This is a genomic window from Nocardiopsis potens DSM 45234, from assembly GCF_000341105.1.
Taxonomy (GTDB): domain Bacteria; phylum Actinomycetota; class Actinomycetes; order Streptosporangiales; family Streptosporangiaceae; genus Nocardiopsis_A; species Nocardiopsis_A potens.
This window is the reverse complement of the sequence record NZ_ANBB01000045.1, coordinates 119,365-133,850: the sequence shown is the minus strand read 5'-3', so window position 1 is coordinate 133,850 and position 14,486 is coordinate 119,365. Positions and strand designations below refer to the sequence as shown.

Sequence of the window (14,486 nt, the reverse complement as noted above, 5' to 3'; positions counted from 1 at the left end):
CGGCAAGGCGGGCGGAGGCCGGTCCGGAGATTCGGAGAACAGAGCGCACCGGCCGGCTCCCCGCCCCGGGGCCGCCTTTCCGCACCGGACCCGGGGTCCCGGCCGCTCTGCGCACGGCCGCCGCGGAGCCGGTCCGATACCGCCGGACCGGCTCCGCGGGGACGCAGGCACCGGGCACCCGGGAGCGGTGGTCCGGGGCCCGGCGGGTTTCAGCTCTCGACTGCGGCCAGGGCCTTGGTGCAGGCCGTGCGGAGTTCCTCGTCGGAGCGGACGGCGCCGAAGTCGGGGGTGCGGTCGCCGACGCGGATTCCGACGCCCCGGCGCAGGCCGATGCGGCGCACGCGGGCGAGTTCCCGGCGCAGGTGCGGGGCGGCCTGGGCGGCGGCCGGGCCCATCTCCGCGAAGGCGTGCGCGGTCTCCGGCTCGGGCTGGTTCTCCCAGGCGGCGATGAAGGCGGGAAGGGCGGCCTCGGCGTCGCCGGTCGCCCTCCACAGCGCCTCGGCCGCCACGTTCCGGAAGGCGCCGTACTCGGGGTCGTCGAGGTAGCGGCGGATCAGGTCCGCCAGCGGTGCGGCCTCCGGGCCCATCAGCACGGCCGCTTCGAGGGCGTCGGCCGGCACCGGGCCGCCCTCCTCCAGGGCCCGGGCGAGGACCGGCAGCGCCGCCCCGGCGTCCCCGGTGATCCGCCAGTGGTTGCGGGCCGCGACGGCGGGGACCCAGCCCGGGACGTCCTCGCCGGTCGCCCAGGCCGCCAGGGCGGGGGCGGCCTCGGCGGCGTCCGGGCCGAGGAAGCCCAGGACGTCGAGGGCGGTCCGGTCGGCTCCCAGGGCGAGGAGGGCCGGCACCGCCTCGCCCGCGTCGGCGCCGACCGCTTTCAGGGCCCGGGCCGCATCGGTGGCGGCCCTGCCGTCGGGCTGCTCCTGCTCCTGCAGGCCGCGGAGGAACCCCGACAGGGCGGGGGCCAGGTCGGCCGCGGCCGGCCCCATGTTCTGCGCGTGCGCCACGGCGACCGCGGCCCAGTGCGGGTGTTCCAGCATCTCCTCGAGGATGGGGACGGCCCGCGGGTCGCCGAGGTTCGCCCAGAGGTCGGTGGCGGCTTCGAGCACGGAGCCGTCCGAGGACTCCTCCAGCACCTGCTCGATCTCGTCGGCGACCGGGGCGGCCAGCGGGCCGGCCGTCACCAGCAGCCGGGCCGCCTCCTCGGTGACCTTTTCGTCCTCGCTCCGCAGGGCGTCGAGGGCGGCGGCGACCAGTCCCCCGTGGTCGCCGCGCCACCCCTCCACCAGGTCCCCGGCCATCGCGAGCACCTTCCGCGGGCCCCGCTCCCCGGGGCGGTCCAGGAGCCGCTCCAGCAGGGCGGCCCGGTCGGCGACCCGGTCGCCCAGCGCGTACCCGACCAGCTCGTCGAGCACCTTGTGGTAGTACTCCGCGTCGTACCAGTCGGAGATGTCGGCGTCCTCCTCGCGCACCTCGCCGGCGAGGCGCAGCACCGCGCCGGCGTCGAGCGGGACGGGGCCCGGGAAGCGCCGGGCCAGCTCGGTGAAGGCCCGCATCCGCACCGCGGGGCTCGGGTGGCCGGTCGCCGCGGCGGCCAGCCCCTCCCTGATCGGCCCGCTCCCCTCGGCCCCGGTGCGGACGGCGGCGATCCCGAGCAGGGTGGCGACCAGTTCCGCGATCCCGGTGTCGGGCTCGTCGCGGAGGCGGTCCAAGAGCGCCTGCGCGGTCTCTGCGTCCGGGGGGCCGGCCAGCACGGCCAGGCAGGCCGCCTCCCGCACCTCCGAGTCGGGGTCGGAGAGCAGCCCCAGGTAGTGCGGGCGGCCCTGCGCGACGGCGGTCTCCGCGAGGGCGCGGGGGTCGTCCTTCGCCGCGTACGCTTCGAGCCGCTCCGCGTAGCCGGGCCGGCCGTCGGCCGGGCCGACCACCCCGTCGGCATCGCCCCTCGGGGCGTCCTCCGGGTCGGTGCCTTCGACGACCTTCTCGTAGTAGGCGACGTCGTCGTAGGGGAGCATCAGGTCGAACGGGTCGATGCCGCCGATGCTCGCCAGGAGCTTCAGGATGCTCGCCCGGTCCGGTGTCCCGGGGTCGCGCACCGCGTGGACGAGGAAGGGCGCTGCGGCGGCGGTGGAGTGGTACACGTCGCCCTGGTGGTGGACGGCGCCGTAGAAGTCGGACTCGGCGGCGCGGCGGGCGCCGGCGTCGTCGGAGACGAGCCGGCGCAGCATGTCCGGCACGTCCTCGGCGGACCCGTAGGCGTGGCCCATCGATGCCCAGTCGACCTCGTCCAGGCCCGGGAGATCGGTCACGGCGGCCTCTGCTTCCTGGTAGTGGCGGGTGCCCCGGCGCCGGGGGCCGGCGCCGGGAGACCACTACGACGGAGGCCGCACCGGACGGGTTCCCCCTCGGGCTCCGGGGCCGCGCCCCGGTTCCGGGCGCCCTCCCGCCGCTACCGGTGGGGCCAGAAGGGCGGCAGCCCCTTGAACGCGGGGTCCAGGCGGAGGGATTGGGCCAGTGCGCCGAGGAGGCGGCGGGCGCGGGAGAGCGGGTGGTCGGGGAAGTAGGGGTCCCAGGCCGGGTCGTCGGCGTGGTTGCGGGGGAAGCCGCCGGTGATCCCGTAGGCGTAGGGGTGCTGGGCCCAGGCCGCCATCGCCTCGTCCGGAGAGGCGGCGCCGCCCTTGTACTGCTGGAGGAACTGCGGGAACACGGCGGCCTCGCGCGTCCCGGTGGGCTGGCCCTCCAGGCACTGCACCTTCACCGTGACGCTGCAGGTGGCCCGGGGGATCGTGTAGGAGCCCAGGTAGACGGTGCCGCGCTCCTGGTGCGGGTGCTGCCCCTTGACCATCTGGCGGACGGCGGGCAACCCGTCCAGGCCGACCACGTCGAGGTCGACCAGGCCCATCCCGGCCTGCGCCGTGTGGGCGCTGATCCGGGCCTGCAGGTTCGCGGGGTCCTCCAGCGGGGCCGGCAGGTCCGGCGCGAGGTTGAAGAAGTCGAGGACCACCGCGTCACCGGCGGCGTCGGCCCAGACGTTCTCCCTGACCTGCTGGAACGGGCGGACGTCGAACATCACCGGGGTCCCGGCGAGCCCGGTCGGCGGGGGCGGCCCCTGGGGCCCCTGGTGGTACGGGTACTGGTACTGGGGCTGTTCGGGCCACTGCTGCATGCCCGCACCCTACCCGCGCCCCGCCCCTCCCCGATGATCTTGACGTTGCGGGGGTATCGGAGCGCTCCGTTACCCCCGCAACGTCAAGATCATCGGGATCTAGGGCCGGGCCACCCCGTTCCGGTAGGCCCAGACGACGGTCTGCAGCCGGTCCCGGGTGCCGATCTTGGTCATGGCCCGGCCGAGGTGGGACTTGACCGTGCTGGTCTCGATGAACAGCCGCGCGCCGATCTCGGCGTTGGACATGCCCTGGGCGAGCAGCCGGACGATCTCCGCCTCGCGGGCGGTGAGCAGCTCCAGGACCCCCTCACCGGGGCGGGGGGCGGGCCGGCGGCGGGCGAACTCGGCCATCACCCGCCGGGTCACCGCCTGGTCCATCAGGCCGTGGCCGGCGGCGAGCCGGCGGACCGCGTCGATCAGGTCGTCCGGCTCGGTGTCCTTGAGGATGAAGCCGGCCGCCCCGGCCTCCAGCGCACCGAAGACGTACTCGTCGAGGTCGAAGGTGGTGACGATGAGGATCTCCGGCGGGTCCGCCGGGGCGTCGGCGAGGATCCGGCGGGTGGCGGCGAGGCCGTCGCCGCCCGGCATCCGCACGTCCATGCAGACGACGTCGGGGCGCAGCCGCCCGGCCAGTTCCACCGCGGCGGGCCCGTCGCCGCACTCGCCGACCACCTCGATGCCGTCCGCCGAGCCGAGGATGACGCGGAAGCCCGCCCGGACCACGGTCTGGTCGTCCACCAGGAGCACCCTGATCACCGGGTCCCCTCCCTGTCCTCGTCCCTGTCCTCGTCGCCGTCCGTGTCCGGGTCCGGGCGGATGCCCGCGGGCCGGTCCTCCCGGTCGAGCGGGACGTCCAGCCGGACCCGCCACCCGCCGCCGGGGGCCGGGCCGGCCTCCAGCCCGGCGCCGATCAGCTGGGCCCGCTCCGCCATGCCGATCAGCCCCATGCCCCGGAGGGCGGACGGCTCCGGGCCGCCGCCGCGCCCCGGGGCGGCCCCGTTGTCGACCTGCAGCACGGCCCGGGACGCGCCGTGGCGGAGCAGGATCCGCACGGGGGCGCCCGGGGCGTGGTCGCGGGCGTTGGAGAGCGCCTCCCGGGCCACCCGGTAGACGGTGACGTCGGCGACCGGCGGCAGGTCGCAGGGGTCGCCCTCGCGCACCAGCTCGACGTCGGCCCCCAGGTCGCGCTCGGAGCGGACCAGCCGGTCGAGGGCGGCGGCGCCGGGCACCGGGGCCCCGGAGTCCGGGAGCCCGGCCCCGTCCGGCTCCCCCGGATCGCGCAGCGCGCCGACGACCAGGCGCAGGCCGTCCAGGGTCTCCCGGCCCTGGGAGCGGATCCACGCGGTCGCCTCCCGGGCCGCCGCATCGTCCCGGCCGATCAGCCGCTCCGCGGCGCCCGCCTGGACGACCATGCCGGACAGGTGGTGGGCGGCGATGTCGTGCAGCTCGCGGGCCATCCGCGCGCGCTCGGCCATGACCGCGCCCGCGGCCCGCTCCCGCTGCCGCTCGACCGCCTCCGCGGCGCGGAGCCGGACCAGCCCGGTGTAGCGGCGGCGGGTCGCCACGTGCTCGCCCACCAGCGCCGACCCCGCGTAGACGGCCAGCGCCACGGCGAGCTGCCCGCCGGCCGCCACCAGGTGGCCCTGGAGGGTCCAGGGTCCGAGGACGCCGGGGGCGCCCTCCGCGCGCAGCAGCGCGTCGAGCAGGGTCCCGGCGGCCAGTGCCCCGCCGGCGCCGACCACCGCGGCGGCCGCCGCGGCGCAGCGCAGCAGCCGGCGCGGCGGCAGCAGCGTGCCGCAGGTGTAGGCGGCGATGAACGGGGCGAGGGTCTGCGCCGTCACGTGCGGCGGCAGCAGGGCCATGGCACCGGCGTGTGCCAGGGCCACCGCGGCCAGGCAGAGCACCGGGCGGCTGCGCCGCACGCACAGCGCCAGCGCCTGGGCGTACACCAGGATCGCGAGCGCCGCCACGGCCGCGGAGGGCAGCCGGACGCCCTCGTTGGCGGCCAGCATCCGGACGAACGCCCAGAGCATGCCGGTGGAGACCAGCGCCATCAGCGCGGCCAGGGCGCGGTCCCGGGCGGCCGGGGTGCGCAGGCCGATGCGGTCGAGCCCGGCGTCCAGCCGCGCCGTCATCCGCAGCCCGTGCTCCTCCCGCAGGCCGTCCTCGCCGGGCCCGCCGAGGGGGTCGGGCACGCGGGGGTCCGTGTCGGTCATCGTCATCACCGGTCTCGTCGGGGGGTGGTCGACATGATGCCGTGTCCGCGGCGCGGGGCCGCCCGGGAAGGTCCCCCTCCCGGGCGGCCCCGCGGTTCCGCCGCGGGCCGGAGCGGAGGTCAGTACGTCATGTCGAAGGAGAGGAGGTTGAACAGGACCGCGAAGCAGGCCGTCCCGGCCAGCGCCAGCAGGACCAGGGCGCCGCCCAGGCACCGCTTCCATCCGGCCCGGCGGCGGAGGTCGCCGATGAGGACCGCGGCCGCGGGGACCACCGCGGTGACCCCGATCAGCTGCGCCACCAGGAACGCGTGCAGCGTCTCCTCCGCGACCGGCTGGAACCGGGCGACCTGGAGGAAGGCGCCGGTCCAGCCGGCCAGCCCGACCAGGGCGCCGACCGCGCCCGCCCGGGTCAGCACGCGGGCGGTCCGCCCGGCGCGGTCCCGGCGCGGCCGCCCGGCGCGGCGCCGCAGCACTTCGCCGACCGGCCACGACACCGCCGCGGTGAGCAGCACCAGCACCGAGGCGGCGGCCATCGGGAGCGCGACGGCGGCGTCCCGCGCCGGGCCGATCGGCAGCAGGGAGAAGGCCGCGTCGTAGCCGATCGCCTGGACCCGCCCGTCCTCGACCCGCATGGCCAGCAGCCGCTGCCCGCCGACCTCGCGCCACACCCAGGGCTCGACCTCCTCGTAGACGGCGGGGCGCATGGTCGCCGGGTCCGGGGTGAGGGCGATCGTGCCGTCCTCCTGCGCGGTGATCCGGGTCTGCCCGCCGACCAGGCCGAGGAGGTTCATGAAGGTGGTGCGGCTGGACCGGGAGGTCTCGTAGACGCCCTCGGCGGCGGCCGCGTGCTCGGCGGCGGTGGGCTCCGCTTCGGCCTCCCCGCCGTCCCGGGCGGGGAAGTAGCGGTCGGCGAAGCCGTCCATGATCTCGGCGCGCAGGTCGAGGTGGTCGGTGGGGGCGTCGCCGCCGCCGTTGAGGGTGACGAAGATCCCGGCGCCCTCGTCGGGGTAGATCTGCAGGTGGGAGTGGAAGTACCGGGTGTCGCCGCCGTGGCCGAGGATGCGGCGGCCGTTCCGGTCCTGCTCGAAGAAGCCCAGGGTCATCCGCGGGCCGGCGGCGAGGGCGCCCAGGGTCTCCTCGCCCAGCGCCGGGGCGTGCATGAGTTCGAGCGTCCCGGGGGCCAGCAGCGGCTCTCCGGCGGGCTCGCCCAGCTGGGCCAGCATGAACCGGGCCATGTCGGTGGCCGAGGAGGTCATCCCGCCGGCCGGAACCGCCGGGACGATCTCGAAGGGCGGGGCCGGGGCGGCGCCGTCGGCGTAGCCCTCCGCGACCCGGTCCTCCAGTTCTGCGGGGAGCGGCTGGGCGAAGGTGGAGGAGTCCATCCCGGCCGGTTCCAGCACGTTGCGCCGGACGTACTCCTCGAACGGCACCCCGGCGATCCGCTCGACGATGTACCCGGCGAGGGCGTTGCCGTAGTTGGAGTAGGCGGGGACGGTGCCCGGCGCGTACACCTGCTCCGGCGGGTCGGCCAGGTAGGCGCGGAGGTCGGGTTCGGTGCCCGCGGGGAGCGACATCTTCGCGATCCGCTCCTCGAAGCCCGCGGTGTGGGTGAGCAGGTGGCGCAGGGTGATGGGCTCGCCGTAGGCGGCGGGGACCTCGAAGTCGAGGTAGTCCGCGATGTCGGCGTCCAGGTCCGCCTTCCCGTCCTCCACCAGCCGCATGACCGCGGTGGCGGTGAACAGCTTCGACACCGACCCGGGGCGGAACAGCGTCTCCTCGGCGTCGACCGGGACCGCCTCGCCGCCGCCAGCCCCGGTGTCGGCGTCGCCGAAGCCGCGCGCGGTGACGATCTCGCCGCCGTGCACGACGCTGACCGCGGCCCCCGGGATGCCGGTCCGCTCCAGGGCCTCCGGGACCAGCCCGTCCAGCCAGGCGTCGACGTCCTCCCCGGTGAGGTCCGCGGCGGCGGAGGCCTGGGCGGGCGGGGCCGGCGGGGCGGCGGCCGCACCGGCGCCTCCGGCGCAGACGCCGGCCGCGAGGACGGCGGCCGCCTTCAGGGCGGTCCGGCGCCCGCCCCGCCGCCGGGCGCGGCCGGTCCGCGGGGAGTCCTGGGTCGTCTCAGGGGGGTTCACGAATCGCTCCTGCTCCGTGGGCTGCACCAAGGCGACCGGGGCCGGGGGTGTCCGCGCGGTCCGTCGCCGGTCTCAACCGTCCCGGAGCGGTCCCCTCCGGCACATCCGGTGCAGGTGCCCACCGGGTTTGCGACCTTTGGCGGAGGCGGTTGCGGCCCGAGGCGCAACCGCGCCCCGGGCCCTCCGGCCCGCCCCTGGTCAGCGCCGCGGGGGCGGCTCCGCTCCGGCCGGGCGGGCGTCCCGGCGGACCGCGATCGCGACCGCGGCGAGGACGGTCAGCAGCACGGCCAGCCCGGCCCAGACCATCGGCTGCGTGACCGCCATGTCGCCGCTCTCCGCGCCGGGGGTGCGGCCGCCGTCCCGGCCGGTCGCCGCCACCAGCAGCAGGGCCGGGACGGCGAGCGCGGCGGCGGCGCGGCCGGCCAGCCGGGCCAGGGCCCGCCACCGGCCGGGGCCGCGCAGGTCGGCGGCGCCGAGGCGCTCCGCCGGGCGCAGCGGGGCCAGCAGCCGGGCCAGCAGGAGCAGGGCGACGGGCAGCTGCAGCAGCCACACCGCGGTGCGGAACCACCCGTCGAACCACACGTTGGTGCCGTAGAGCAGGGTGTGCCAGACGCTGAGCGCGTAGACCGCGATGGCGAAGCGGTGCAGCGCCCGCCACATCCGCGTCCCGATCCGGCGGCGGAGGTAGAACGAGAAGCCGAGCGGGACGGCCAGGTAGAAGGCGATCAGGCCGAGCAGGATCGCGACCTGCCCGGTCCCGGAGCCGTACCAGCCGGGGACGAACACGTCGGCGAAGGCGGTGAGCGCGCCGCCTTCACCGGTCTCCGCGCTCTCCCGGAGGAGTTCGAAGAAGAACGCCAGCATGTGGCCGAGCATCAGGCCGACGGTGGTGATGCCGGTGACCCGGTGCCAGTGCTCGATGCCGGCGTGCGAGAGCACGGTCCACCGGCCGGGGGCGGTGGCGCGCAGCAGCCCGAGCAGCACGCTGAGCCAGGCCCAGAGCAGCCCGGACCAGCCGAACGCCTGGCAGGCCCAGTAGAACCGGTACCGGTGCGCGTCGTCGAGGAACGGCATCACCATGAGGGTCTGCGAGGCCCCCGTCTCGATCCGGTGGTGCAGCAGGGCGTAGATCCCGGCGGTCAGCACCAGGGCGATCGAGGCGTCGAGCAGCAGGGCCCTCAGGTCCGCGCGGAGGGTGCGGGTGTCCGTGCGGGCGCGCTCCGGCCGGGGCCGGGCCTCCCGTCCGGGGGGATGTGCGGGCATGAGCGGGGTCCCGTCGTGTCGCGGAGGGGCCCTCAGGCTAGCCCCCGCCGCCCCCGCCCGCCTGAGCCCCCCGAAGACCCCGGAAACCCGTCTTGACCTGGTCTTCCATACCGGTTCCGCCCCTCCGCACGGAGGGCGCGGGGCGGGGTCCGTACCGGTCCGGCCGGCCGGGGGGGCGTGCCGTGCACCACCGACGATCGGACGCGGGGCGGGGCCGATCACCGACTTCCGTCGTAAGGCGAGGATGGCTCCGCGGAGTGACGCGCGGAGGGGGCCCGGATTCCTAGCGTTGGATCAACGCCGAAACACCTACTGATCGGAGTCCGCAGCATGCTCGCCCACAGCGCCGCCCTGTTCGCCGACGGCCAGTTCCTGAGCGTGGCCGCTCTGCTGCTGGCCGGCCTGTTCCTGCTGGCCTACGCAGCCTTCATCGTCGCCGCCTTCATCGGCAGCCTGACCTCGCGTCTGGACGCCGGGATGAAGCTGGTCTGGGCGGTGTTCATCGTCTGCGCGCCGTTCCTGGGGGCGCTGTGCTGGTTCCTGATCGGCAGGAGGAGCGCGGCCGCCGCCGCACTGCGCTGAGCCCGCCGGGGCCGCCCGGCCCCACCCGGTGATCGCGGCGTTCCGGCCCTGCCGACACGGTTCGCCAGGGCCGGAACGCCGAGGTCGTCGAAGGCGGAGCTAGCCGGCGTCCGCCGCCGCCGGGGCCGCCCGGTCGGGCGCGGAGGGGAACCGCCGCACCGACGCGGCCATCACCCCCAGCGTCACCGCGGCGATCGCCGCCGCGGCCACCGCCGCGCCGGTGCCCCCGTACAGCGCGACCGCGCCGCCGCCGACCGCGCCGGCCACCGAGACGCCGACGTAGAGGGCGCTGGTGTTCAGCGCCACCGCCTCGGTGCCGGCGTCGCCGGCCAGCAGGAGCACCCGGGCGTTCATCGGCGGACTGAACCCCCACCCGGCGAACCCGTACACCGCCAGCGCCGCGGCGACCAGCCAGACCGGCGCCGCCCCCTGCCCGGCCAGGCCGATCACGGCCAGGGCGGCGATGGCCGCGGCCAGCAGGGCGAAGGCGCCCAGCAGCGCCCGGTCGGCGCCCCACCGGTCGGTCAGCCGCCCGCCGGCGAAGGTGCCCACCGCGCCGGCCGCGCCGACCACCCCGATGAACACCGCGAGCATCCACCCGCCCCGGCCGCTCAGGTCGTGGCTGATCGGGCCGATGTAGGTGTAGGTCAGCAGCCCGCCGGAGGCGCCCATCGCGGTGCCGAGCACGCAGGTCAGCAGCGCCGGGCGGGTCAGGGCCCGCAGTCGGCCGCGCACCCCGGTCTGCGGGGCCCCGGGCAGGCCCGGCAGCAGCGCCGCGCTCGCCGCCGCCACCAGCGCGGTCAGCAGCGCCACCGCGACGAAGGTCGAGCGCCACCCGAACCAGGTGCCCAGCAGGGAGCCGATCGGGACGCCCAGGAACAGCGAGACGGTCAGGCCCGCGGAGACCACGCCCATGGCCCATCCGACCCTGCCGGGCGCGGCCAGCCGCCCGGCCATGCCGAAGACCGCCGGGGTGATCGAGGCGGCCACCAGCGCGGCCGCCACCCGCAGCGCCATCAGCGCCGGATAGGAGGGGGCCGCCGCGGTCACCACGTTGATCAGCGCGAACACCGAGAGGCCGCCTACGATGAGGGTCTTGCGCGGCCACCGCGCGGTGGCCACCGCGATCACCGGCGCGGCCAGTGCATAGGTGATCGAGAAGACGGTGACCAGCTGCCCGGCCGCCGCTTCGCCGACGCCCTGCTCCGCGGCGATCTCCGGGAGCACTCCCGCGATGACGAAGTCGTCCGTGCCGATGACGAAGGCGGCCAGCAGCAGGCACACCGGCCATCCGGTGCCCGCGGCACCGCTCTGTCGAGTGAACATGCCGGGACCGTAGGGGCTTGACACCGGCGTCAAGGTCAAGCCGCGGCCCCGTCCCGCGGTTGCGGTCGGGAGCGTTCCGGGGGCCGCCCCGACCGGAAAACCGGGCCGGGAACTCTGCCCCGAAGAGCCCCGTTCCGCCTGTGGCGCAGGGGTTCCCGCTCCCGGCACCCGCGATGCGCCGCGGATTCTCTTCGGAAGGACGCAATGGTCTTCAAACGCTTCCTCGCCGCCTTCGGAGTGGGCGGCCCCAGCATCGACACCGTGCTGGCCAACCCGCACACCCAGCCGGGCGGGGTGCTCGAAGGGCACGTCGAGCTGCACGGCGGCGACGTCGACGCCGACATCGGCGAGATCGCCGTGGCCCTGGCCACCCGGGCCGAGGTGGAGATGGGGGACGGTGAAGCGGCGGCCGGCGTCGAGTTCGCCCGGATCCCGGTCTCCGGCCCGCTCCGGCTGGAGGCCGGCGAGCGCCGCTCGCTGCCGTTCCGCTACCCGGTGCCGTGGCAGGCGCCGCTGACCGAGGCCGGCGGCGCTCCGCTGCCCGGCGCCGTGCTGGGGCTGCGCACCGAGGTGGTGATCGACGGCGCCCCGGACAAGGGCGACCTGGACCAGGTGCACGTGCACCCGCTGCCGGTCCAGGACGGCGTGCTGGAGGCGCTGGCCCGGCTCGGGTTCGGCCTCAAGCACACCGACGTCGAGCACGGGCACCTGGCCGGCACCCGCCAGGAGTTCCCGCTCTTCCAGGAGATCGAGTACTACGCCTCGCCGGAGTACGCGCACGAGGTGAACGAGCTGGAGCTGTCGTTCGTCGCCGACCCGCACGGCATGGACGTGGTGATCGAGTTCGACCGGCGCGGCGGCATGTTCACCGAGGGCGGCGACCTCTACGGCCTGTTCCGAGTGGAGCACGCCCAGGCGCACGGCACCGACTGGACCGCGGTGGTCGCCGACTGGATCGGCCGGGCGCTGGAGCGGCACCGCGGCCTGTTCGGCGGCTACGGCCACCAGCCCTACGGCCACCACGGCGAGGGCTACGGGGAGGACCGCGGCGGCGGCATGATGGGCGCGGTCGCCGGAGCCGCCCTGGGCGCGGCCGGGGGCCTGGCCGCCGGCTACGTCGCCGCCGAGGTCATCGACGAGGTCTTCGACGACGAAGGGGAAGAGGAGCCGGAGGAGGAAGAGGAGGAGTAGCCGCTCGCGCCGGTAAACCGGTCGACCGGGGGCGGGACGGGATGGCAGCATGCCGCCCATGCCCCGTTCCCCCGCCTCCGCCCCCGGACCGGCCGATCCGCTTCCCGTGCTGTGGCTGTGCGGGCCGCCGGGGGTCGGCAAGACGACGGCGGCGTGGGAGGTCCGCTCCCGGCTGGCCCGGGAGGGGGCCGCGGTCGCCTTCGTCGACATCGACCAGCTCGGCGGCCTGGTCCCCGACCCCGCCGCCGACCCGGGGCGGCACCTGCTGCAGGCGGACAACCTGGGCGCGGTGCTGGCGGGGTTCCGGGCCGCGGGCGCGCGGTGCGCGGTGGTCTCCGGCGTGCTGGACCCGGCCCGCGGCGCGCCGGTCGAGCGGCTCGGCCCGGTGGCGCTGACGGTCTGCCTGCTCCGCGCCGGCCGAGACACGCTGGAGCGGCGCTTCCTCGGCCGCGGCGGCGCCGCCGCGCTCCTGCCGCGCGTCCTGCACGAGGCCGACGCCCTGGACGCCGCCGGCATCGCCGATGCGCACGTCGACACCGACGACCTGCCACCATCCGAGGTCGCCCGGCTGGTCCTGGAACACACCGACCGGCCTGCCTCGGTGGCCCAGCCGGCCCTGGAGAACTCCGACCGCCCCGCCTCAGCGACCCGGCCGACCCCGGAACACACCGACCGCCCCGCCCCCGCTCCCCCTCGCCCGGGCCTTCCCTCCGCCGCCCCTTCCCCGCACGCCTCGCCGGGCGGCCCTCCGGTGCTCTGGCTGTGCGGGGCGACCGGCACCGGGAAGTCGACCGTCGGCTTCGCGCTGCACCTGCGCGCCTGGCAGGCCGGGCGGGTCTCCGGCTACGTCGACCTCGACCAGATCGGCATGGTGCACCCGGCGCCGGCGGACGACCCGGGCGGCCACCGGCTGAAGGCCGGCAACCTGGCCCGGGTGTACCGGAACCTCCGCGCGGCCGGCGCCGAACTGGTCACCGTGACCGGCCCGGCCGAGGACCGGGCCGCGATCGAGGCGTACACCTCCGCACTGCCCGGGGTGGAGATCACGGTCTGCCGGCTGCACGCCGGCCCCGGCGCACTGGCGGAGCGCATCCTGCTCCGCGGCCGCGGCGGCGGCTGGCCCCAACCGGGCGACCCGCTCCGCAGCCGCCCCGACGACGAGCTGCTCCACACCGCCGCCGAAGCCTCCGCCCAGGCCGAGGCCTTGGACCGCGCCGCCCTCGGCGACCTCCGCACGACCACCGACGGCCGCACCCCGGAGCAGATCGCAGAAGAGATCGCCACCCGCACCGGCCGGCCGTAGCCCTCGGCCGGCCGGACACGAACGGCCGCCGAAGCGGAGACGACGGCGAAGAAAGGAACAGGCCCGGCACCCCAGCCGAGTGCGGCGCCCCACAAGGTGACGGTTCAAGCAGGCAGCGAAGGCAGAAGGGGGCGACCGGCCGGTCGGTCCGGCGCGGCGCCCCACGGAGCGAAGGTCCAGACCAGCGGCGACGGCATCGGTAGGGGCAGGGTGCAGGCGTCGCCCGAGTGTTGGGCCCCACGGGGCAAGGGTTCAAACGGGCAGCGAAGGCAGGAGAGGGCACCGGCTGGTCGGTCCGGCGCGGCGCCCCGCAGAGCGAAGGTCCAGACCAGCGGCGACGGCATCGGTAGGGGCAGGGTGCAGGCGTCGCCCGAGTGTTGGGCCCCACGGGGTGAGGGTTCAAGCAGGCAGCGAAGGCGGGCGGGGCACCGGCCGGTCGGTCGGGCGCGGCAGAGCAGGGCGAGAGTGGTCGGGGCGGGCCGGGGTGGCGGGGCGCCATTCCCGCGTCGCCCGGGCACCGGGGTCGGCCGCCTCTGAAACCGCCCCCCTCTCTGACCTGGGTGAATACCCACGGTGACGGCGGGGTGGGACGCCCTGCGCACCGCGAGAGCACCCCGGTGATTCCTGAGCGCGCATCCCGGGCCGGGTCGGCCCCCGAGGGGCCCGAATGGCCCTGATCGGGCCGGTGATCAGGGGCTCGAGCCGCCCGGAAGACCGCAGAGCAGGGGGCCGGAACCCGGGCAGGGGCAGCGTGGGGGCGGGATGTCGCTTTTGTTCTCCCGAGAGGCCCCGCTTTGGCCACTCTGGGTAATCGACGAGGGGGCAATGGGAGCTTCGGGGCTTACTACTCGCCGGTAGATGCAATCGGGGCGCCGCCGGGCTGCGCAGGGCGCCCCCACCTCTGCCCGATCCCCGCCGCAAACCCGACACAAGAGATAAAACCACCCTGGCGAGCGCGGGTGGGCGGCCCGCCCCCTCGCCGGAGCACCGCCTCCCGCCGGGAGCACGCGCCGGGCCGGGCCGGTGAACGCGGCGCCCGCCCCCCTCCCGCCCTCGCCGCCCACTTGAACCCCCGCCCCGTGAGGCGCCGCACTCGGGCGACCACCCGCACCCCGCCCCTATCGCTGCCGTCGCCGCCGGTTTGAGCCGTCGCTCCGTGGGGCGCCGCGCCGGGCCGACCGGCCGGTGCCCCTCCCGCCTTCGCCGCCCGCCTGAACCCCCGCCCCGTGAGGCGCCGCACCCGACCGACCAGCCGGTCCCCCTCCCGCCCTCGCCGCCCGCTTGAAGCCCGGCCCCGCGAGACGCCGCACCCG

At 76.6% G+C, this 14,486-nt stretch carries 10 protein-coding genes; 3 read left to right on the top strand and 7 right to left on the bottom strand.

The annotated features are described in order from the left end of the window. Positions 1 to 209: 209 nt before the first annotated feature. From D459_RS0118550 to D459_RS0118525, 6 genes are all read right to left on the bottom strand, one after another. Positions 210 to 2,303: a hypothetical protein gene (locus D459_RS0118550; RefSeq protein WP_017594505.1), complete on the bottom strand. Its 2,094-nt coding sequence runs from the start codon at positions 2,301 to 2,303 to the stop codon at positions 210 to 212. A gap of 140 nt (positions 2,304 to 2,443) precedes the next feature. After that, positions 2,444 to 3,160 (bottom strand): hypothetical protein, encoded by a 717-nt coding sequence (locus D459_RS0118545; RefSeq protein ID WP_017594504.1) that lies wholly within the window; start codon positions 3,158 to 3,160, stop codon positions 2,444 to 2,446. A 99-nt stretch (positions 3,161 to 3,259) separates the two neighbouring features. Further along, the gene (locus D459_RS0118540) at positions 3,260 to 3,916 is read right to left on the bottom strand and encodes a response regulator (protein WP_017594503.1); all 657 of its coding nucleotides are present in this window, start codon (positions 3,914 to 3,916) and stop codon (positions 3,260 to 3,262) included. Next, complete coding sequence (locus tag D459_RS32090; RefSeq protein ID WP_017594502.1) at positions 3,913 to 5,382, bottom strand: sensor histidine kinase; 1,470 nt, start codon at positions 5,380 to 5,382, stop codon at positions 3,913 to 3,915. The genes D459_RS0118540 and D459_RS32090 overlap by 4 nt, the downstream gene beginning before the upstream one ends. 113 nt (positions 5,383 to 5,495) lie before the next feature. After that, positions 5,496 to 7,508 (bottom strand): serine hydrolase domain-containing protein, encoded by a 2,013-nt coding sequence (locus tag D459_RS0118530; protein WP_017594501.1) that lies wholly within the window; start codon positions 7,506 to 7,508, stop codon positions 5,496 to 5,498. A gap of 198 nt (positions 7,509 to 7,706) precedes the next feature. Beyond that, positions 7,707 to 8,771 carry a ferric reductase-like transmembrane domain-containing protein gene (locus tag D459_RS0118525; protein ID WP_017594500.1) on the bottom strand — a complete coding sequence of 355 codons (1,065 nt, stop codon included), beginning with the start codon at positions 8,769 to 8,771 and terminating at the stop codon, positions 7,707 to 7,709. 330 nt (positions 8,772 to 9,101) lie between these two features. Between D459_RS0118525 and D459_RS0118520 the strand changes: the two genes are divergently transcribed. Continuing rightward, positions 9,102 to 9,353, top strand: a complete 252-nt coding sequence (locus D459_RS0118520) for a PLD nuclease N-terminal domain-containing protein (RefSeq protein ID WP_017594499.1) — start codon at positions 9,102 to 9,104, stop codon at positions 9,351 to 9,353. 99 nt (positions 9,354 to 9,452) lie between these two features. Here the strand turns inward: D459_RS0118520 and D459_RS0118515 are convergent, their stop codons facing one another. Continuing rightward, complete coding sequence (locus tag D459_RS0118515; protein ID WP_040710408.1) at positions 9,453 to 10,679, bottom strand: MFS transporter; 1,227 nt, start codon at positions 10,677 to 10,679, stop codon at positions 9,453 to 9,455. Positions 10,680 to 10,883: 204 nt separating this feature from the next. On the opposite strand from D459_RS0118515, the gene D459_RS0118510 reads away from it, so the two are divergent. After that, complete coding sequence (locus D459_RS0118510) at positions 10,884 to 11,870, top strand: sporulation protein (protein ID WP_017594497.1); 987 nt, start codon at positions 10,884 to 10,886, stop codon at positions 11,868 to 11,870. Positions 11,871 to 11,928: 58 nt separating this feature from the next. Continuing rightward, complete coding sequence (locus tag D459_RS0118505) at positions 11,929 to 13,173, top strand: AAA family ATPase (protein ID WP_081620618.1); 1,245 nt, start codon at positions 11,929 to 11,931, stop codon at positions 13,171 to 13,173. Positions 13,174 to 14,486 lie beyond the last annotated feature (1,313 nt).

Bases quoted from the DNA above. Each gene is read 5' to 3' on its own strand.
- D459_RS32090 (WP_017594502.1), bottom strand. From the start codon at position 5,382: ATGACGATGACCGACACGGACCCCCGCGTGCCCGACCCCCTCGGCGGG.
- D459_RS0118525 (WP_017594500.1), bottom strand. From the start codon at position 8,771: ATGCCCGCACATCCCCCCGGACGGGAGGCCCGGCCCCGGCCGGAGCGC.
- D459_RS0118520 (WP_017594499.1), top strand. From the start codon at position 9,102: ATGCTCGCCCACAGCGCCGCCCTGTTCGCCGACGGCCAGTTCCTGAGC.
- D459_RS0118545 (WP_017594504.1), bottom strand. From the start codon at position 3,160: ATGCAGCAGTGGCCCGAACAGCCCCAGTACCAGTACCCGTACCACCAG.
- D459_RS0118505 (WP_081620618.1), top strand. From the start codon at position 11,929: ATGCCCCGTTCCCCCGCCTCCGCCCCCGGACCGGCCGATCCGCTTCCC.
- D459_RS0118515 (WP_040710408.1), bottom strand. From the start codon at position 10,679: ATGTTCACTCGACAGAGCGGTGCCGCGGGCACCGGATGGCCGGTGTGC.
- D459_RS0118510 (WP_017594497.1), top strand. From the start codon at position 10,884: ATGGTCTTCAAACGCTTCCTCGCCGCCTTCGGAGTGGGCGGCCCCAGC.